Below are 20,626 nucleotides of genomic sequence, written 5' to 3' on the forward strand. Positions count from 1 at the left end.
TCCTTACCCTTATCGGAAAATCTTTATTACAAAAAAAGATTTCTAGGTACTCTGCTTTTTTTTGTCTTTTTTTAAATCACTAAACTTTCAGATTATCCGTATTTTGTTGCGTGCTGATTACGAGAGAAGAGCTATGGAGAAAAATTTTATGTTGCTTACGCTTATGATGATTATTGGAATTGCCGAGGGCTCTGGAGCAGGGAAAACCACCCTAACTCAAAGTATTAAAGAAATTTTTGGTAAAGATATTAGTGTTATCTACCAAGATAATTAACAAAGATGCGTTTGATTTTACTCATAAAGAATGTTCACAATTAAATTATGATCATCCCAATGTTTTTGATAACGATTTGTCGGTGTTAGATATAAAACGTTTAAAAAATAACGAGATTGTCCATGCTCCAATTTATGATTTTACTCTAAATAATAGATTTCAAACAGAAACGATATATCCCGCTAAAGTTATTCTTATAGAAGGTGTTTTAGATTTCGAAAATCAAGAACTTAGAGATCTTACCAACTAGGATCTTTGTAGACACCGATGCTGATGAAAGAATATTACGCCGTCTTGTACAAGATGTTCAAGAACGAGGGGATAATGTAGATGATGTAATAGCTTATTATCTTTCTACAGTAAAACCTATGCACAGTCAATTTGTAGAACCTACTCGCAAATATGCTGATATCATTGGTACGGAAATTATCAACAAGACGTAGTGACTCTTGTCATAGAAAATTAAAAGTTATTTAGAGAATTATCCTGAAAATAGGGCGATTTATGTAGCCAGCTTTCTCTAATTTTTTAGAGATATTTGTGGCTTGTTTTCCCTTATGAGTCATCGCGAGACTTGGAGATATAAAAACAAAGCCTCAAATACACACTACATTAAACAACAACTTGTAGATTCGTTGTTTTCCTTGATTTCACACAAATGGGCACGTCGAAAAGGCTTGTTTCCTCGCGAGCTATCGAATTTGCGAACTCTAGGGCTTCGAGAGCATTCTTTAGAACAACATCCTTGATATTTTTGAATACATTCAACACAACAAAGAAATAGAAAATTACAATCTGTGTTCGCGCAGTTGTAATAGAAATCACAGGGAATGTGACAGTGACAACATTCTGCTATGGGAGTCACATTAGGATCGTTTTCATCAATCGGAATGGCTAGGCGATCATCAAAAACAAATAGTTTTCCCAACCACTTTCCCGTTCCTACTTGTTGTCCATAAGCAATAACACCATCGTCAAGTTGATAGACTTCTTTAAAGCCTTTTTCTAACAAAATTGGAGAGTAAAGCTCACAACGAATTCCTCCAGTACAATACATCATAACAGGGGTTGTTTCGGGATCACATTCCTGAACAAGCTGCTCTGCATACTCTGGAAACTCTCTGAAAGTTTGAATATTAGGGAAGCATGCAACTGAGTCTTATTTTTGAAGAAAGCGGAGAGGTAGGGCTGTGTTGCTAATGTTTCTGTAGGTAGATCTAAGGTTTCTTTGATGTGATTTAGAAATGAGCTGGGGAGATTGAAATGGGCTGCTGATGATATGTAACTAATATGAAGCTCATGTTTTGTAGAGACTAGAATTTGTAGGAAATGAAAATTTTCCTCGTCTTCTGTAGAAGAAAATGCGAGCTCTTCGTGAGTTGTTGCCTTATTTAAAAGATCAAAAACGTCTGATGATGTTGTCTTATTCGCTCCTAAAATAAATGTATAACCTTTGGGAATTAAGCTTAGGCTACTTAAACTCCCTATATAAGGCCCTGGTTTGTCATACAAGGGACTTGGTTTATGAAAGTGAAGCAAAAAATCCAAACAGAAATCAGTAAAGAAAAGAAGGGAACAGGAATATGTAGCAAATGTCGGGAAAAGAGAATTTCTTAGTGCTGTGATGAAAGACGTTTCTTCTGGAGATAACAAGAAAACTTTTTCTAAAAAAGAAAATAAAAGTTGAAAAAGATCTTCGTAGCTATGTTGGGAATTAGAAAGATAAAGATTTATATAGTCTTGAATGGAATAAATTAAAGGTAATGTCGTTTCCCAAACTTCTACTTGACTGACACGCCCACCCTCTTGATTAAAGGGATATTCTTCTAATATAAGATCACCTAAAGCTTTCGTTTGTTGACCCAAAGTTTGGTCTCTTGAAGAAATTTTTTCCCATTCTGAGGAAAGCTTTTTAATCAGATAGGGCACCTTATTTTGATCTATGGGTTGTTGTAGCTGTGGATGCGTAAGCAGCTGAAGAACGCAATGTAAATCTCCTTGTGTTTGTAAAATCGAGGAGAGTAGAAGAATTTTATTTCTGAGATCTTCAGATCGTGAATCCACTTCATCAGTAAAGTATATAGGCACGTGAGGATAGAAAATAGCATTTAAATGTACCTTGTAGCTCTCTATGTGAGAAGATAGAATAAAAATTTCCTCAGGTAAGACTCCACGATGCAAAAGTTCAGTAACCTTACAAAATACTTCTTGAACTTCTCTAGAAATATTCAGGGCTTTATAAATACAAATTGTTTGTTTTGTTTGAGAGATGTCTTGAGGGGAGATTGGTTTGAGGTCTAAAATAGAATTTTGTACTCGTCCTAAAGAAGAATCATTTTTCGAAGAAAGAAAGATTTCTTGATAGTCTATTTCCCTATCTAAGAAAAAATTTTGTGATGACTGAGATTTATGAGCTAAGTTTGCAAGCAGCACTTGTCTATCTGATAATACATAATGCTCCCAAGCATTTTTTATTGGAGAGTCGGGGAATTGATTCCAAAAGAAATCAATAGCTCTATCGGAAAGTAAGTCACCAAAATATTCTCGACAGGGGGAAAAACAATAGAAATAAACAGGGAAAAATGTACTCAAGTCAATAAAGAATTCCGCAAGATGCTTGGGAAGATGAGCATAACCGAAAATATGAAGGGAACAGTCCTCTTGTTGGGATCGATTATTTAAAATAGTCGAGAACATCTCCTCATATGAAGAAAAATGACTTTCCAAGCGTTGGAATAGCTCTTGGTAATGCCCAGCACTTTTCGTAGGGCGTTGTGAAAAAGTATGGAATTGTTTAAATGCAGTAGCAAGTTTTTTTGATCTTTCATAGGTTGGCTGAGATAAAAATTCACTACCATCTTGCAATCGAAAAGTCTTCTGGATCTCTTCTAAAGTATTATTTATTAATAGAGGAAGTGTAAGGTAGTCTGGAATGCGAGGTTGCGAGCAACCCCTACCCAAGAATAAGTGTTTGACAATGGAATCCGAAGCGGTGAAAATAGTCGATCCCATAAAAATGTGATCTGATAAGGCATACAAAAGTTGTTTTTTTATCCAGTGCCCTGTAGTAGCATTTGCAACAAGAATCCATCGTTTGGTAAAAGGTTTTTGATACGTGGACGTAATATCCTCCGCAAGCTGAGCTAGGAGGTGGGGGGGCGAGTTGCTAAAGCTTGCTCGGCAATGTTTGGTGGCATTCATGACTGTTTCGGTACAAAAAAAATCGTTTAGGGCACTAGTAACTACGCATTTCCTGACGATTATAAATGACAATTTATATAAATTTCTTTTAGCCTTTTTTTTGTTGGAAGGTAAAACTCTAACAGAGAACGCAAAGATTCTATCCTGTGTAAGTTTCTTTTTTGCCCTTCCCTTTCTTTTACTAGCCCCGTTAGCTGGAAGTTTAGCAGATCGCTTTCAGAAACGGAATATTATCTTAGCTACCCGATTCATCGAAATTATATGTACAGTTCTTGGAGCCTACTTTTTCTTTATCCAATCTGTAATTGGAGGGTATCTAGTTTTAATTTTAATGGCATGCCACACCACGATATTTGCACCAGCCAAGCTTGGAATTCTTCCCGAAATGCTTCCTTCAGAACAACTTTCTCAAGCAAATGGTATTATGACAGCAGCCACCTATACAGGAAGCATTTTGGGTTCTTGCCTTGCTCCTCTGGTCGTCGATATAACCCATCGTTTAGATATCAATAGCTACGTTTGGCCAACAGTACTTTGTGTTGTTGTCTCTATTATTAGTACCATCATTTCTTTCTATATCCGACCTAGCAATGTGAAAAATGTTAAACAGAAGATCACCTTTGCTAGTTTCAAAGATTTATGGAAAATTTTAAAAGACACTCGGATAATTCACTATCTGACTGTATCGATTTTTTTGGGATCTTTCTTCTTATTGATAGGTGCGTATACGCAGTTAGAGATTATTCCTTTTGTAGAGTTTACTTTAAAATATCCTAAACATTATGGCGCCTACCTTTTCCCTGTTGTTGCTTTGGGGGTAGGTATAGGGTCCTACATCACAGGAAAAATTTCAGGAAAAGATATTAAAATAGGCTATGTCCCTTTGGCAGCTATCGGCCTAGCTCTAGTATTTATGGGACTTTATGCTTTTGCTTGTTCCGTGATAGTAGTTTTATTTTTTTTACTTGCACTTGGATTTCTCGGGGGCGTGTATCAAGTGCCTCTCCATGCTTACGTGCAATATGCAAGCCCAGAACATAAGAGAGGGCAAATTTTAGCCGCCAATAACTTCTTAGATTTCTTTGGGGTGTTAGTCGCTGCAGGAGTTATTCGAGTTTTGGGAAGTAACTTAGGCTTATCTCCTGAAAAAAGTTTTTTTTATGTGGGCTGGTTTGTCTTAGTTGTTTCTATCTGGACATTATGGATATGGAGAGAGCATGTTTATCGTCTAGTATTAGGTGTGGTATTACGAAAACAACTAGGTCGCTATTTAAAAATTCATCAGTCTTCGATCCCAAAATGTTATTTTGTTTCCGTACAGAATTATAGGGAAATCCGACGTGTTTTAGCTATGCTAACTAAAACCATAAGAAGTAAGGTAATTGTTTTAGATCAAAAATTGGTTCCGGGATGGAGAACTTGGTTATTGTCTTGGTGTGTTCCTACAGTCGTCTCAGATGTAAAAGATAACGATTCTGAAGCCCAGTATGCTTGGTCTGTTCTACAGGCAAATCACCTAAAAACGTCTTTAGAGAAATTTCCTGATATCTGTGTTGTATGTTTGGGACTGCCAAATAATGTGGAGAAAATTACATCAATATTACAAGCACAGGGTATAGAACCGCATCTTATACAATTTTTACAGAAAGAAGAAAAAAAAAGAGTTGTTTATACTCTAGCTTTTCCCGATGCGGATAGCAATTCTTAGACTATTTTAGGAAAAAAAAGATCGGAGCTTAGCTGGGTAACTCTTCTCATAAAGTATTCTGCTCTTGTTTTTCCTTTTTAAATCTGTCTATACGCGAATTAAAATTTTGTATAAGATCGCTTCGTTTGTTTGTGTGACGAGATGTACTATTCCTAGCTAATGAGGTGAGGGGATTGTATCCTTACCCTTATCGGAAAATCTTTATTACAAAAAAAGATTTCTAGGTACTCTGCTTTTTTTTGTCTTTTTTTAAATCACTAAACTTTCAGATTATCCGTATTTTGTTGCGTGCTGATTACGAGAGAAGAGCTATGGAGAAAAATTTTATGTTGCTTACGCTTATGATGATTATTGGAATTGCCGAGGGCTCTGGAGCAGGGAAAACCACCCTAACTCAAAGTATTAAAGAAATTTTTGGTAAAGATATTAGTGTTATCTACCAAGATAATTAACAAAGATGCGTTTGATTTTACTCATAAAGAATGTTCACAATTAAATTATGATCATCCCAATGTTTTTGATAACGATTTGTCGGTGTTAGATATAAAACGTTTAAAAAATAACGAGATTGTCCATGCTCCAATTTATGATTTTACTCTAAATAATAGATTTCAAACAGAAACGATATATCCCGCTAAAGTTATTCTTATAGAAGGTGTTTTAGATTTCGAAAATCAAGAACTTAGAGATCTTACCAACTAGGATCTTTGTAGACACCGATGCTGATGAAAGAATATTACGCCGTCTTGTACAAGATGTTCAAGAACGAGGGGATAATGTAGATGATGTAATAGCTTATTATCTTTCTACAGTAAAACCTATGCACAGTCAATTTGTAGAACCTACTCGCAAATATGCTGATATCATTGGTACGGAAATTATCAACAAGACGTAGTGACTCTTGTCATAGAAAATTAAAAGTTATTTAGAGAATTATCCTGAAAATAGGGCGATTTATGTAGCCAGCTTTCTCTAATTTTTTAGAGATATTTGTGGCTTGTTTTCCCTTATGAGTCATCGCGAGACTTGGAGATATAAAAACAAAGCCTCAAATACACACTACATTAAACAACAACTTGTAGATTCGTTGTTTTCCTTGATTTCACACAAATGGGCACGTCGAAAAGGCTTGTTTCCTCGCGAGCTATCGAATTTGCGAACTCTAGGGCTTCGAGAGCATTCTTTAGAACAACATCCTTGATATTTTTGAATACATTCAACACAACAAAGAAATAGAAAATTACAATCTGTGTTCGCGCAGTTGTAATAGAAATCACAGGGAATGTGACAGTGACAACATTCTGCTATGGGAGTCACATTAGGATCGTTTTCATCAATCGGAATGGCTAGGCGATCATCAAAAACAAATAGTTTTCCCAACCACTTTCCCGTTCCTACTTGTTGTCCATAAGCAATAACACCATCGTCAAGTTGATAGACTTCTTTAAAGCCTTTTTCTAACAAAATTGGAGAGTAAAGCTCACAACGAATTCCTCCAGTACAATACATCATAACAGGGGTTGTTTCGGGATCACATTCCTGAACAAGCTGCTCTGCATACTCTGGAAACTCTCTGAAAGTTTGAATATTAGGGAGGGTTGCGTTATCAAAGTGGCCGATTTTCCATTCATAATTATTTCTAACATCTAAAATGAGACAACGATTTTCTTGTAATTTCTCGTGCCATTCTTGAGGCGAAATGTGTTTCGCTTGCTTGGAAAGGTCTACTGGATACCCTAAAGTAGCAAGTTCTTTTCGATACTTTACTGTAATCCTGGGAAAGATATTTTCTTTGATGTGATGGATTTTAAACTTAATATTGACAAATTTAGGCCGTTCTTTAAGCCATTGCATATAGAGCTCAGCATCGGATGCATAACCACTAAATTGTCCGTTGATACCCTGCTCTGAAATGTAAATACGACAAGAAACATCTAAGTTTTTTAAGAACTCTTTGTGTAAAGCGATTTCTTCATGTGGATTATCCAAATGAGTAATATAGTAATAGGCTAGCGCATAATATTTTTTTTCCATGATAAATACTCTAACATAATCTTAGAAATAATTGCATTGTAGAAAATTGCCATTAGAACTAAAATCCCCTTTGGTATTTTGTCAAGTTATGAGTGTGCGTTTTATTTTTATTTTACCCCGCATCTTTAACTTCGTAAAATTGTGCCAAGGTTGCCCCAAAGTAAAAACTAAGGGGCACTGATGATTTCCAAGGATTAAATATAAGGACTGAAATACATGGCTCGATATTGTGGCCCTAAAAATAGAGTGGCAAGACGTTTTGGTGCGAACATCTTTGGCAGAAGTCGAAATCCTTTGTTAAAGAAGCCTCATCCTCCAGGTCAACATGGTATGCAGAGAAAGAAAAAGTCTGACTATGGACTCCAACTGGAAGAAAAACAGAAGCTTAAAGCTTGCTATGGGATGATTATGGAGAAGCAGCTGGTTAAGGCTTTCAAAGAAGTTATACATAAGCAAGGAAATGTTACTCAGATGTTCCTCGAGAGATTTGAGTGCCGTCTTGATAACATGGTCTACCGCATGGGCTTTGCAAAAACAATTTTTGCTGCTCAACAGCTTGTTTCCCACGGCCATGTATTAGTCAACGGACGACGAGTAGATAGACGTTCTTTCTTCCTTCGTCCTGGGATGCAGATTTCTCTAAAAGAAAAGTCAAAGCGACTTCAATTTGTAAAAGATGCCTTGGAAAGCAAGGATGAAAGCTCTCTGCCTTCCTACATCTCTTTAGATAAGGCAGGCTTTAAAGGGGAATTACTTTTATCTCCTGAGCAAGATCAAATAGAAGCTCAGTTGCCTTTGCCTATCAATATTTCTGTTGTCTGTGAGTTCCTATCCCATAGAACATAGTTGTAATTAATTTAGAAATCTTTTCTATAAAGCGCCGACTGTTTGTCAGCACGGCGTTTTTTTGAATTTCTCTCCATATAAAATTAATTTTATAATTAAAAGATATCCCGATTATCCTCGATTTTTTGAAAAATTCAAAAGTTCTCGAATTTCTTTTTCCCAATTTTCAGGTCCGCCAGGAGTTTCTAAATACTTAGGAATTTTTTTAGTTTGTTCGTTTGTCATTAGAAATTTAAAAGATTCCTTACCTATATAACCCTTTCCAATAGGCGCATGGCGATCTTTGTTTTCTCCTAACGGAAACATAGAATCATTAAGGTGAAAGGCACGTAAATATGATAGACCTATGTGGTGGTCAAATTCCTTAAGAACATGTTCCCAGCCCTTTGGAGAGGTAATATCGTAGCCTGCAGCGAAAATATGACATGTATCTACACAGACACCAATGGGGATTCGATTCTTCAAGTTTTGGACGAGATAACCCAACTCTTCAAAGTTGCTTCCAATTAAAGTTCCCTGCCCTGCTGTAGTTTCCAATAAAACAACAAGAGAAGGTGCATTATCAAATAAAGAAGCAGATTGTCCAAAGCTAGCAATAATTTTATTAAGGCATTCTTCTTTAGATTTTTTAAGAGCAGCGCCGGGGTGAAAATTAACAAAAGAAATTCCTAAAGTAATGCAATCCGCGATTTCTTGATAAATTCCTATACGACTTTTCTCTAAGATTATGGGATCGGGAGCGCCTGCATTGATCAGGTATCCCGCATGACTCATAATATAAGAAAGGTCAGTTTCTTTGAGCGCTTCTTTGAAGTCTCTAACGACTTCTGGTTTTAAGGTTCGCCTTTGCCACTGCCTTTGGTTTGCTGTAAAGATTTGAACCGTAGAAGCTCCGATATCGCGGCCTTCATAAATAGCATTTTTGAGCCCGCCAGCAGTCGAGGTGTGAGCACCTAATAAAGAAATGTTTGGAGGAGGAAGTACGTGCATAGAATCTTAAAGGTCTCTTCCTAACTACTTATTTTCGGAAGAAACACAGTTCCTTTATTGTGCTTTTAATTTTTTCAATTTAGATAAAATTCTAGTAATAACTTTCACGGGTATTCTAATACAACATTTGATATTCTTGAGCTTCGAACAAAACTGAATCTGTAGTATTGGCCATGATACAGAAAAAATATATTTTAAAGAATCATTCAAAAATTCTTAAACTTTCATAAAAATCTATTTTTCATAAGAAGAAAGTCTCAGTTTTATATAGAAAAAAGCTGCTGACAGGTATCGTTTACAATGGTATGAAACAAAGGCTTCTTTCTATTTCGATACCATAGAGGTTATGAAAATATACTCGTGCTTTTAAAATGCAATTTTGAGCTTTCTAAAGAGGCTCTGTTAGCTTGAAATAGCTGCTCGCAATTTGGTGTCTGAAAAAGCAGAGGGAGGGTGTCGAAGAGATAGTATTGTTTTAAGAATGGAGGGAAAAACGGTTTAATGAGCAAAAAAGACAGCGAAGTTTCCTTAGCTCGTTCAATTTTTAATATTTTATCTGGAACCTTCTGTAGTCGTGTTACAGGGATATTTCGAGAAATTGCAATGGCAACATATTTTGGAGCTGATCCAATTGTGGCTGCTTTTTGGTTGGGTTTTCGTACTGTTTTCTTCTTAAGAAAAATTTTAGGGGGGCTAATTTTAGAACAAGCCTTCATTCCTCATTTTGAATTTCTCCGTGCTCAAAGTATAGATCGTGCAGCGTTTTTTTTCCGACGTTTCTCTAGATTGATTAAAGGCAGTGCTATCTTATTTACGCTATTTGTTGAAGTGATATTAGCGATGGTTCTTCAATACGTTGAAGGGGGGACCTATGATATTATTCTTCTTACTATGATTCTCTTGCCCTGTGGCATTTTCTTAATGATGTATAACGTAAACGGTGCTTTGCTCCACTGTGAAAATAAATTTTTCGGTGTGGGATTAGCTCCGGTAGTTGTAAATGTCATTTGGATTTTCTTTGTTATAGCTGCTCGTCATTCCGATCCTAGAGAGCGTATTATTGGTTTGTCAGTTGCTCTAGTTATTGGCTTTTTCTTTGAATGGTTAATCACTGTTCCTGGAGTATGGAAATTTCTATTGAGTGCTAAGACCCCTCCTGAAGAACACGATAGTGTTCGAGCTTTATTAGCTCCCTTGTCTTTAGGAATTTTGACTTCGAGCATATTTCAACTCAACCTTCTTTCTGATATTTGCTTAGCACGCTATGTACATGAAATAGGTCCTCTATATCTCATGTATTCCTTAAAGATTTATCAACTTCCCATACATTTGTTTGGATTTGGCGTGTTTACCGTTCTCCTCCCCGCAATTTCTCGTTGTGTACAACGAGAAGATCATGAGAAAGGATTGGAACTTATGAGGTTCGTTCTCAACCTAACAATGTCCGTAATGATTATTATGACAACGGGGCTATTGCTTCTAGCTTTACCTGGAGTGCGCGTTCTTTATGAACATGGACTTTTTCCTCAAAGTGCGGTCTATGCCATTGTTCGGGTATTGCGAGGCTACAGTGCAAGTATTATCCCTATGGCTTTGGCTCCTTTAGTATCCGTTCTTTTTTATGCACAACGGCAGTATGCTGTCCCGCTTTTTATAGGGATTGGTACTGCTTTGGCCAATATTGTTCTAAGTTTGATTTTAGGTCGTTGGGTTTTAAAGGATGTCTCAGGTATTTCCTATGCAACATCAATAACTGCTTGGGTACAGTTATATTTCCTTTGGTACTATTCCTCGAAAAGATTGCCTATGTATTCTAAGCTACTTTGGGAAAGTATGCGGCGTTCTACAAAAGTTATGGGGACAACAATACTTGCTTGTATGGTTACTTTAGGCTTAAATATCCTTACCCAAACTACATATGTAATTTTCTTAGCTCCCCTGACACCTCTTGCCTGGCCCCTATCATCGATAGCTGCTCAAGCTATTGCTTTTTTGTCTGAGAGCGGCATTTTCTTGGCTTTTTTGTTTGGTTTTGCAAAACTGCTTCGAGTGGAAGATCTGATTAATTTGGCTTCTTTTGAATACTGGCGTGGACAACGTGGTCTTTTACAAAGACAACACTTAATGCAAGACAATCAGAATTAATCGTGTTCGCTCCTTGTATCTCAGTCGCTTTCTTTTAGCTTTAGTTTTGATGGCCTGCTTGATCTTCTGTTTCTACACTTAATATTGATGCTAAGGATACTATGAAAAAACAGGTATATCAATGGTTCGCGAGTGTGATTCTTTTAGCCCTGACAATTTCAGGATACGCTGAACTTCCTATCTCGGAACAAAAAGGAACAAGTCAATCTTATACAACTTTAGACGAAGTAAAAGAATACTTAGGTAAACGGGGCTTTGTAGAAACGCGAAAACAAGATGGCGTTTTAAGAATAGCGGGGGATGTTAGAGCTCGGTGGTTGTATTTCAGAGAGGATATAAAAAAACCCTCGGATCAAGATAAGTATAATCCTTTACCAGTAAATCGTTATCGTAGTGAGTTTTATCTCTATATTGATTATCGGGCCGAGAGGAATTGGTTATCTTCAAAGATGAATTGGATGGCAATTGCAGGAGGAGAAAGCACTGCAGCTGGGGTCGATATCGATAGGGCCTTTCTAGGATATCGTTTGTATAAGAATCCTGAAACACGTACAGACTTCTTTGTGGAAATCGGACGCTCTGGTTTAGGAGATCTTTTTGAGTCAGAAGTGCAATTCCAAAGTAATTTTGACGGACTGCATTTATATTGGACACGACGACTTTCTGAGAACTACCCTTATCAGGTCATTGTTCATGGAGGCCCTTTTGTGGTTAATATGACAAAAAAACATTATGCTTGGGTTGTAGAAGGTATTCTCAATCGTTTGCCTAAGCAGTTTTTTGTGAAATGTAGTGTTGTTGATTGGAATACCTTTGTTCCTTCAGAAACCTCCTCAACAGAGAAAGCTGCTACAAATGTTATGAAATATAAGTACTGTGTTTGGCAGTGGCTCGTCGGAAAGCATAGTCGCATTCCTTGGATCAACGGAAATAAAAAGCCTCTCTATCTTTATGGAGCTTTCTTAATGAATCCTTTAGCAAAGGCGACTAAGACCACGCTAAATCAAAAAGAAAATCTGGCTTGGTTTATTGGGGGGACTTTAGGAGGACTGAGAAAAGCTGGCGATTGGTCGGCAACAGTACGTTATGAATATGTTGAAGCTTTGTCGGTTCCAGAAATAGATATTTCAGGTATTGGTCGTGGTAATTTATTGAAGTTTTGGTTTGCCCAAGCTATTGCTGCTAACTACGATCCCAAAGAAGCCAATGGTTTTACGAATTATAAAGGATTTTCTGCTTTGTATATGTATGGCATCACAGATTCCCTATCGTTTAGAGCTTATGGAGCTTACTCGAAACCCGCAAACAGGAGACTTGGGAGTGACTTCACTTTCCGGAAGTTTGATCTTGGTATAATTTCAGCATTTTAATTTTTTTAATAAAATCTTTAAAAATAGGCTCACGTTAATTATTAATGTGAGCTTTTTTTTATTTTTTTATAATAAAGCTAAAGAGTTTTATTATTTTTTGAGTTTTTATGGTTAATCCCATCGGTGGTCCAGGTTCTATAGACGAAACAGAACGCTCAACTTCTGCAGATCTTTCTGCGCGAGGATTGGAATCTAGCGCAGCAAATAAGAGTGCTGAAGCTCAAAAAATAGCAGGTACGGAGGCTAAGCCTGAAGCATCTAGGACAGAGTCTGTAGGGCGATGGAGTCTCTTACGTTCTGCAAGGAATGCTTTAATGAACCTGCTCGATAGGTTAAGTGTTGCTTTCAGTAGCTCTCCTTCTGGCAGAGCTTCAAGCATTGGTTCAACTGCACCCACGGCTCGTGCACCCTCGTTTGATGATTATAAGAGTCAAGCAGAGACAGCATACAATACGATCTTTACCTCAACCTCACTGGATGACGTAAAGGCTGCTTTGGTGAGCTTACAGAATGCTGTCACTAACATGAAGAATACAGCATCTACTGATGATGAAAAAGCAGTTGCTGCAGAGTGGGAAAGCAAGAACGCAAGTGCAATTCAAGTTGGTGCACAGATTACACAATTAGCTAAATATGCTTCAGATAGTAAAGATATTCTTGATTCTTTAGGTAAACTGACTTCCTTTGATCTTTTGCAGGCTGCCCTGCTCCAATCTGTAGCAAACAAGGAGCAAGCCGCTACATTGCTTGAAGAGATGCAGAATAGCCCAATAGTCCCAGGGAAAACCCCTGCAATTGCTCAAACTCTGGTTGACGAGACAGATACTACAACTGTACTTATAGAGCAAGATGGCAATATAATTAAAAATGCGTATTTTGCTGCACAGAATGCTGCTGGCGCTGTAGAAGATGCTAAAGGAAATAACAGTTTAAACAACGTAGAGGCAGCTAAAGCAACGATTGCGGACGCTAAGACACAAATAGCTGAGGCTTTGAAAAAATTCCCTGTCTCTCCTATTCTCCTAGATGCGCAGAGAACAGTAGTTCAGGCTGAAAAGGATATTAAAAATATCAAACCTTCAGATGGTTCTGAAGTTCCAAATCTAGGATCTACAGTTGGAACTGCCCAGCAGCACGGAAATACTATTGGGAACCTTCGTGTTTCTATGCTTCTAAATGACGCTGCAAATGAGAGCGTTTCGATTCTGATGTCAGGGTTCCGTCAGATGATTCATATGTTCAATACGGAAAATCCTGACTCCCAGGCTGCACAGAAGGAACTGGCGGCACAAGCACAAACAGCGCAAGCAGCGGGGGACACCAGCACGGCAGCAGCCTTAGTAGATGCGGAAAAAGCTTTGCAAGGAGCCATGGATGAAGCGATGCAACAACAGGGCATACTCAATGCTTTAGGACAGATTGCTTCTGCTGCTGTTGTGAGTGCAGGAGTCGCTCCTGCTGAAGCAAGTACTATAGGATCAGCTGTAAAGCAGCTTTACAAGACATCAAAGTCTTCAGTTTCTGGTTATAAGTCGCAGATATCTGCAGGTTATGATGCCTACAAAGCAATCAACAGGGCCTATGCTCGCGGACAAAATGAGATGGTTCGTGATACAATAAATAATGTAAGCACCCCAGCCCTAACACGATCTGTCCCCAGAACACAGACAGAAACTCGGGGATCATCAGAAAAGGCTGATCAAGCCCTTGCTAGAGTGATCACCAGAAATAGCTCCACTCTTGGTGATGTCTATAGCCAAGTGTCGGCATTAGAGTCTGTCATGGAGATGATAAAAACGAATTTCCAAGCTAATAATGAGGAAATCAAACAAAAACTTACATCTGCAATTACAAAGCCCCCACAGTTTGGTTATCCTTATGTACAAATTTCTAACGACTCTACGCAAAAGTTCATAGCTAAATTAGAAAGTTTGTTTGCTGAAGGATCTAGGACAGCAGCTGAAATCAAAACACTTTCCTTTGAAACTAACTCATCGTTTATTCAGCAGGTACTGGTCAATATTGGTTCGCTATATTCTGCCTATCTTCAGTAATACTTAATTAATAGTTTAGATAGATTTTTATATGCTTTGACGAGGTCTTTTTGAATAGGGCGTTACAAGTATTAAAATGATCTTCGGTTAGAAAAATCAATAGCTTCTTTGAACGTCAAGAACCGTTTTCCAAGTTCTATTCTTTTTTTGGATTTCCTCCTGCATGATTCTTGTTAAGGGTCTTTAGTTGACTCTTAACAGAAGATAAGGGGAATACTTGTTCGTAATTTGCTTAAGATACAGACATATAATATATAAGTAGTAAGGAGAAAAAACCTTAGAAGTAAAAAAACTCCTAGGCGTGAAATTAATTGGGATAGATAGCAGTAGCAAGCTGCGATAGAATACCATTTAATACTTGCATGGATGTAGACACTAGCGTCCATTCCTGTTGGATGGTTGTCATTTGGTTTTGTAGGTTGAGCTGCTGTGTCTGGCCTTGAGAAGTATAAGTTTGCTGATCCGATTGTACTTGGGTAAATAAAGGACCCAATCCACCTGTTGCACTAATATTGGGGAAACCAGTAGTTAGAAAACTTTCTAAAGCAGCTAGAGTAGGAATCCAGTCATCAAAGCCAGTAATTCTAAATATACTTTTGTCGTAGTTGCCGCTATTTGTTACAAGAGTCATGTTGAGATTAACGAATAAAGATTCTAGAACAGTAAGCTGGTTTAAAGTAATTGATAAGCTGTATTGATAGTAAGTTGTTGCATTGAGCATTTCTTGTTTTTGTGCTGAGGTAGCTCCAGGCAGAGCCTGAATTTTCTTGAGAAGTTCATTGACTAAGGCAATGGCTTGTTTACATCTAGCAGTGTCACGATAAATATACTCTCGTTCTCTAGATGCAGCTAGAAGCGTTTCATAGTAATCTCCAGCAAAAAGATCATTTCCAGTTTTACTCTGAACTAAATAGGAAGAGAAGCTATAGTAGACAGAAGTAGTAGCAAATTCATTTGTAATCTGCAGTAAGCTATTTAGGGCATTAGCTGCGATGTTATTGAAGTTAATTTCTTCGATCAAAGGTTCTAAAAAAGCCTCTTGCTTCGGTAGCTGTGACTTTAAAATCATAGCAATTAACGCGTTACCTAAGCTTTCCGATGTTAGCCAAGCAGCTACAGCAAATTTGCGATTCTCTGTGAAAGAGGCTTTTCCTGGGTCTAACTCCTCAGATTTCTGTTTTAAAGCAGCTATTTGTGATTGTAGTTGTAAAATATGGGCGACTGCAGTGGTGTTAAATTGATTTAGGATTCTCTCCGCATTGCTTACATAGTCGCCTTTAACGGTTCCAACATTGATCATGGCTTGTTTAATAAAACCGCCTAGATTGGGTTGCATAACACCATTTACTGATGAAAGACAATTCCCGAATACAGGGTCATCAGCAAAGCTATACATTTGATTACCAATATCATGGAAAAAATGACGCGTGTTTTTCAACTCATTTCCACGTGTTTGTAGATAAGCTTTGATTTGACCTTGAGTCGTTACGGCTGTTCCTAAAGAGTATTCTGCTAGTTCTTGATACGCGGCCATTTTTGCAATCCAGCCGTTTACCCATGAACCATTATTAATGACTTGAGTGGATAAATAGTCATTTACGCTCTTATCAAAAATTGCTTTTTCACTAGTAGATAACCTCTCGTACATATAAGAAAGGCAAAGGAGTCCTCCGTACATTTCCATAGAAGTTGTCAGTACAGAGGAAGTATAGCTATTTGTGATGCCTGTCCTGAGCGCGTTTGCTTGACTAATCCAAGTAACAAAACAATTTTGTGCTTGTTGGAACATACTGAGTTGTTCTTCTAACATTTTCCGATTGTTTTCGATTACACGTTGTGTACTAGAGAGATTTTGCACTGCAGTTTGATACACTGTCGTAATTTTTCCTCGATACTCAGCAATTTGTTTGTTCGTAAGGTAATATTTTAAAGCTTTTGTATTAGGAAGTTGGGTTGCTGTGTAAATAATTTTTAATTCGGCTGTTGTGAAAGTAGTCTTATTGGATAGAGGAACCAAAGTTTGTAGCATAGTAATGATTTCTTCGTCCCCAGCAAGCGCAGGAGCTTGTTTAACAGCATCATCTATAGCTTTTAGAATGGAGCTTAGAGTAATCATACCGTTGACGTCATTGACATTGTCAGGGGTGATAGTAGGAGGTGTAGGAAGGATTTGGATAGCACTTTCATTCATGCTTGTGATTGGCACACCGACTTGTGTGCGATATATACGTAAAGGCTCTGCAATAAACTCTTTGATGAATTCTTTAGCATAGCTATCAGGATATGCTTTTAGTATTGCTTCGATTTCTTCAGTAGAAACCCCTTGAGCTTCTAATGCTGCTCTCATTTCGTCTTGTTTAGCTTGAATTTCAGTAGCTTTTTCCTGTTTTACATGATCAATTAGATTTGTTTCTGAAGGAATGAAGGAGCTAGCAAATACAACCTTTTCTTGTTCAGGTGTTAGAGATGTTAAACCAAGGTAGCTTTTCATTAACTGACGAACTGTGGATATAGTGGATAAAGAATTGAGATCAATTTCAGTGACGGAGTCCACGAATTGGGTTAGACCTGCATCAATAATACGAACTAAAGCAAGAGCTGCTTCTGATATGAGATCCATAGGATTTAATGATGATGGCGCTCTTGGAGAGCTAGCTTGTCGAAGCAAGTTTTTTGAATGTGTCCAAGATTCTGTGGTTGGGAAGATCGTATTGTTCGGGTTTAATAAAGAAGCAACATTTGTATTTTCTGATTGTAGAGCATTCATTAAATGTCTTAGAGCATAAATCCCTGAATTCAACTCTTCTAAGTTTATGGCAGGCACGGACCTCGGATCAAAACCAGAGTACTTGTGGTCAAGTTTGATGATTTGAGTACTTTCACCTGAAATGGTTCTTGGTCGATTTTGAATAGAAAAGGTAGACATAGAAAATAAATAATAATTTTTATTTTATTTTCATATTTTGCTTTTATTTTTTCTATAAAGCTTTTTAATGAAAAAAAATTTGTTTTCTATAATATTGATAGTTTTCTTTTTAAAGAACAAATCAATTTTTTGAATTAAAAAAATAATTTGTTCATGTTAATGTTAATTAAAAATAATACTGTTCTTATCTAAGTAGACATTAATATGATTTATAGCACTTCTATTTCAACATGTTATAAAAAACTTCCTATAATATTTTCGACGCATTCTTTTGCACAAAAACATAGGAAATCATTAGAACACATCATTAATTATGAAAAGACTACAGCCGAACGTTACATACTAGAAAGATTGCTTGAAGTTTTAGATCAAAAGGCAAGTGAGCGCTACCGCTCTGCTGTAGAGAAACTACACAAATATGAAGTTGAGCGTGGGACAGTAGTTAAGTCTATCCCTATCGCAGCCGTTCGTGAGAAACCTCTTTCTTCCGCACACGCATCTATTGTGGTTACAGCAAGTTCTTCACTAGTAGGCTCTGGAGTAGGAACATATTACAATGCAGTGAAACAGAAATGGGCGCGGGATCTTATTGCTAGTATTAATACTGTTATGACCAAAATCATGGCTGAAGTAGGGTCTAAGAATCCTACAAATAAAGCTGTATTTGATAAATTAAATACTGAACTTCAGGGTTTAATCGCAGCAGGTACTAATTTAACAGAAGAGAATTTTCAGTCTCTGTATAACTTTCCTGATGCGATCTTCACTGCAATACAACGAGCAGACACGTTCACTGGAGGGATAAAAACAGACTTTACTAACCAATTAGCAATACAATATGGCAATCAAGCTACTTTAACTCAAACATTTGCAGACAGTAGAGTCGAAGGGTTGAACGATATTCTTACAGCAGTAGAAGGAGTACTTACATCAGAACAGTTGGTCAGCTTTGCCGAGATTAAGAAAGAATTGCAAACTTTAGCAGATCATGTAGGTAATTTTGATGAAGCTGGACTGCAACAGATTGGGGATGCTGGAGAAAAACTTGCTGCAATAATTAATGCTTCTGAGCTCACCAGAAATGATAAAATTATGTTTTGTCAACATATAACAGACTTATACTCAGATCAAGTGACTGCTTTAGGATCTTTTGATACTGTACTTGATGCAAGCATCTACGTCAATCAGCATCAGAAAGGTATGTTTACCGATTTGACTAGCTTTCTTGGTTCTTTAATTGGGGTTTTTGCTCCAATTGACCTCAGTTCATCTCAAGGGGATATTAGTAGTGCGGCTTTAGCTGGAGCTCTACAAACAGCCCGGGGATTAAATTCCCGCTTCAATGAATTAACTTCGGCACAACAACAACTTATTAATCAATGTGCCCAATCTTTGAGTTCGTTTAAGTGTGGCGAGCACCTTGGTGCTATTTGGGCCTATTTTACAACATCTACTGTAGTTGCTTTAAACCCTACTGCAACAATGAATGATGTTAAAGCTGTTATTCTTGAAGAAGCTAAAGAGCTAGACAACTCTAGTTTTGAGTTAGCAGCACCTATGAAAGCGGCAATGACTCAAATTGTAAATTCAAATGGTAGTTTTTCTATAACAGTAAACTCACAGAATTTTCAATATACTATATATTCGAACAACAGCGGCAAAGTTGAGATTAATCAAATCCTGTTAAATTACGGATCCACGGGATTTTTACCAGAAATTACTAAACTAGCAAAAGCAGTTTCCGAAAATACAGCACGATCCTATTTTCGGTTTAAGGCTCTTGCTAATGTAGAATCAGAAAGTCTAGAGGCTAAAATAGAAGATCTTCAGGATCAACTTAAACAGTTCACAAATATGAAGACAGAATTGTTTAATGGGCAATTATTAGCACAAGCTAGCGAATTACGTGCTTTACCCCTACCTTCGGCAGTGGCCTCTGTTTTAATCGATCGCTATATGCCTAAAGAAGTCGATTATCTAAATGAAATCTATAAGAAGTTATATTATAGTAACTTAGGATCTTCGGTTGGAAATGCTATTATTAAGTCCATTTCTCAATATGTCAACGGAGCTACGTATTTCAATTTTGCTAGTTACGTTGGACAGCAACCAGCAGTAGGTGCTGGAGGGTCGAATGCCTTCCCTGGATCTAAGGAAAGTGCTCAGGCAAAACTGGACCTGGAGCGAAAGCAAGCCGCTTTGTACCTTCAAGAAACACGTGGAGCTCTTACAGTCGTTGCAGAACAAAGAGATAAAGTGATTCAAGATGATAAGCTGACTAATGAGCAGCGCTCGATGATTCTAGATGCTTTAAGGACTTATGAGGACAATATCAACGCTGTGTCAGGTTCTTTGGTGTTGTTACAAAACTATCTGCTACCCTTATCTATAGCTGCAGGTTCTGTAGCGGGAACTTTTATAGTTAATGGCGGACAGGATCAATGGCAGTCTCGATTGCAAATTCTTGAAGAGGCTTTAGTTTCAGGGTTAGTAGGAAATGTTATTAATGGAGGTATGTTCCCCTTACAATCTACAATACAGTCAGATCAGCAATCTTTTGCCGATATGGGACAGAATTTCCAGTTAGATTTGCAGATGCACCTGACTTCTATGCAGCAAGAGTGGACGGTGGTAGCTACTTCTTTACAACTTTTAAATCAGATGTACTTAAGTTTAGCACGCAGTCTGACAGGATAGTTCTATAGTTTCTAGAACTGGATTTCTAAAGCTTAAAGGATTTTTTTAATATTCCAAAGATGCTGGCACATTTTTCGCTCCTCTTTTTTATGAATCGTTACGGAGGGGTCCTATGCATCCAACATCTCATATGCAACAGCAACTAGCTCGCCTAGAGTTTATCAATGACCAGTTGACTACAGAGTTAGAACAAGTAAATGAATTATTATGTAGTTTAGGTTTCCCTGAAGGCCTTACTACAATTAAGGCAATTGCGGAGGAAGTGCTCTCTGATGACGAACCTCTATTAGATTAGATTATTGTTGAGGCTGTATACTATCAAATGGTGCCATCTTATCTTAAAAACTATGGAAAGTGTTTCTGTAGGATTTTTGGGTGACT

At 37.4% G+C, this 20,626-nt stretch carries 17 protein-coding genes and 1 pseudogene; 13 read left to right on the forward strand and 5 right to left on the reverse strand.

What is annotated here, in order from left to right; all coding sequences use genetic code 11:
• The first annotated feature begins 61 nt into the window (after positions 1-61).
• Genes CMV32_RS05575 through CMV32_RS05675 form a run of 3 tightly spaced genes read left to right on the forward strand, consistent with a single transcriptional unit; the run spans position 62 to position 717 of the window.
• Complete coding sequence (locus CMV32_RS05575; RefSeq protein WP_239923142.1) at positions 62-274, forward strand: hypothetical protein; 213 nt, start codon at positions 62-64, stop codon at positions 272-274.
• Positions 252-524: a nucleoside/nucleotide kinase family protein gene (locus CMV32_RS05670; protein ID WP_275051709.1), complete on the forward strand. Its 273-nt coding sequence runs from the start codon at positions 252-254 to the stop codon at positions 522-524. The genes CMV32_RS05575 and CMV32_RS05670 overlap by 23 nt, the downstream gene beginning before the upstream one ends.
• Positions 525-555: 31 nt before the next feature.
• Entirely contained in the window at positions 556-717 is a 162-nt protein-coding gene (locus CMV32_RS05675) for a nucleoside/nucleotide kinase family protein (RefSeq protein ID WP_275051710.1), read from the forward strand.
• A 164-nt stretch (positions 718-881) separates the two neighbouring features.
• On the opposite strand, the pseudogene CMV32_RS02715 reads toward CMV32_RS05675, so the two are convergent.
• Together CMV32_RS02715 and CMV32_RS02720 are read right to left on the reverse strand one after the other, a co-directional pair.
• A pseudogene (locus CMV32_RS02715) lies at positions 882-1,424 on the reverse strand (rhodanese-like domain-containing protein); the annotation flags it as partial.
• Positions 1,331-3,475, reverse strand: a complete 2,145-nt coding sequence (locus tag CMV32_RS02720) for an exodeoxyribonuclease V subunit gamma (RefSeq protein WP_338028196.1) — start codon at positions 3,473-3,475, stop codon at positions 1,331-1,333. The gene CMV32_RS02720 and the pseudogene CMV32_RS02715, both read right to left, overlap by 94 nt.
• On the opposite strand from CMV32_RS02720, the gene CMV32_RS02725 reads away from it, so the two are divergent.
• From CMV32_RS02725 to CMV32_RS05685, 4 genes are all read left to right on the forward strand, one after another.
• Positions 3,474-5,183, forward strand: coding sequence for an MFS transporter (locus CMV32_RS02725; RefSeq protein WP_100934412.1), 1,710 nt, complete (start codon positions 3,474-3,476; stop codon positions 5,181-5,183). The genes CMV32_RS02720 and CMV32_RS02725 overlap by 2 nt on opposite strands.
• 239 nt (positions 5,184-5,422) lie before the next feature.
• On the forward strand, positions 5,423-5,635 hold the full coding sequence (locus CMV32_RS05585) for a hypothetical protein (protein WP_239923142.1): 213 nt from the start codon (positions 5,423-5,425) through the stop codon (positions 5,633-5,635).
• Complete coding sequence (locus CMV32_RS05680) at positions 5,613-5,885, forward strand: nucleoside/nucleotide kinase family protein (protein WP_275051709.1); 273 nt, start codon at positions 5,613-5,615, stop codon at positions 5,883-5,885. The genes CMV32_RS05585 and CMV32_RS05680 overlap by 23 nt, the downstream gene beginning before the upstream one ends.
• 31 nt (positions 5,886-5,916) lie before the next feature.
• Positions 5,917-6,078 (forward strand): nucleoside/nucleotide kinase family protein, encoded by a 162-nt coding sequence (locus tag CMV32_RS05685; protein ID WP_275051710.1) that lies wholly within the window; start codon positions 5,917-5,919, stop codon positions 6,076-6,078.
• Between the two features lie 164 nt (positions 6,079-6,242).
• Here CMV32_RS05685 and trhO read toward each other — a convergent pair whose 3' ends face one another.
• Positions 6,243-7,217 carry an oxygen-dependent tRNA uridine(34) hydroxylase TrhO gene (gene trhO, locus CMV32_RS02735; protein ID WP_100934413.1) on the reverse strand — a complete coding sequence of 325 codons (975 nt, stop codon included), beginning with the start codon at positions 7,215-7,217 and terminating at the stop codon, positions 6,243-6,245.
• Positions 7,218-7,433: 216 nt separating this feature from the next.
• On the opposite strand from trhO, the gene rpsD reads away from it, so the two are divergent.
• Positions 7,434-8,063, forward strand: coding sequence for a 30S ribosomal protein S4 (gene rpsD / locus CMV32_RS02740; RefSeq protein ID WP_100934414.1), 630 nt, complete (start codon positions 7,434-7,436; stop codon positions 8,061-8,063).
• 111 nt (positions 8,064-8,174) lie between these two features.
• Here the strand turns inward: rpsD and CMV32_RS02745 are convergent, their stop codons facing one another.
• Positions 8,175-9,053: a deoxyribonuclease IV gene (locus CMV32_RS02745; protein ID WP_100934415.1), complete on the reverse strand. Its 879-nt coding sequence runs from the start codon at positions 9,051-9,053 to the stop codon at positions 8,175-8,177.
• Between the two features lie 501 nt (positions 9,054-9,554).
• On the opposite strand from CMV32_RS02745, the gene CMV32_RS02750 reads away from it, so the two are divergent.
• The 3 genes from CMV32_RS02750 to CMV32_RS02760 all read left to right on the forward strand — a co-directional run bounded on the left by CMV32_RS02750 (position 9,555) and on the right by CMV32_RS02760 (position 14,622).
• Positions 9,555-11,198, forward strand: coding sequence for a lipid II flippase MurJ (locus CMV32_RS02750; RefSeq protein ID WP_100934416.1), 1,644 nt, complete (start codon positions 9,555-9,557; stop codon positions 11,196-11,198).
• A 101-nt stretch (positions 11,199-11,299) separates the two neighbouring features.
• Positions 11,300-12,568, forward strand: a complete 1,269-nt coding sequence (locus tag CMV32_RS02755; protein WP_100934417.1) for a hypothetical protein — start codon at positions 11,300-11,302, stop codon at positions 12,566-12,568.
• A 107-nt stretch (positions 12,569-12,675) separates the two neighbouring features.
• Entirely contained in the window at positions 12,676-14,622 is a 1,947-nt protein-coding gene (locus CMV32_RS02760; protein ID WP_100934418.1) for a hypothetical protein, read from the forward strand.
• A gap of 307 nt (positions 14,623-14,929) precedes the next feature.
• Here CMV32_RS02760 and CMV32_RS02765 read toward each other — a convergent pair whose 3' ends face one another.
• Complete coding sequence (locus CMV32_RS02765) at positions 14,930-17,548, reverse strand: CT620/CT621 family type III secretion system effector (protein ID WP_100934419.1); 2,619 nt, start codon at positions 17,546-17,548, stop codon at positions 14,930-14,932.
• Between the two features lie 204 nt (positions 17,549-17,752).
• Between CMV32_RS02765 and CMV32_RS02770 the strand changes: the two genes are divergently transcribed.
• A complete protein-coding gene (locus CMV32_RS02770) occupies positions 17,753-20,245 on the forward strand; it encodes a CT620/CT621 family type III secretion system effector (RefSeq protein ID WP_100934420.1) in 2,493 nt (830 codons plus the stop codon).
• Positions 20,246-20,357: 112 nt separating this feature from the next.
• Entirely contained in the window at positions 20,358-20,540 is a 183-nt protein-coding gene (locus CMV32_RS02775) for a hypothetical protein (RefSeq protein WP_100934421.1), read from the forward strand.
• Positions 20,541-20,626 lie beyond the last annotated feature (86 nt).

It is taken from the genome of Candidatus Chlamydia corallus (genome assembly GCF_002817655.1).
GTDB lineage: Bacteria > Chlamydiota > Chlamydiia > Chlamydiales > Chlamydiaceae > Chlamydia > Chlamydia corallus.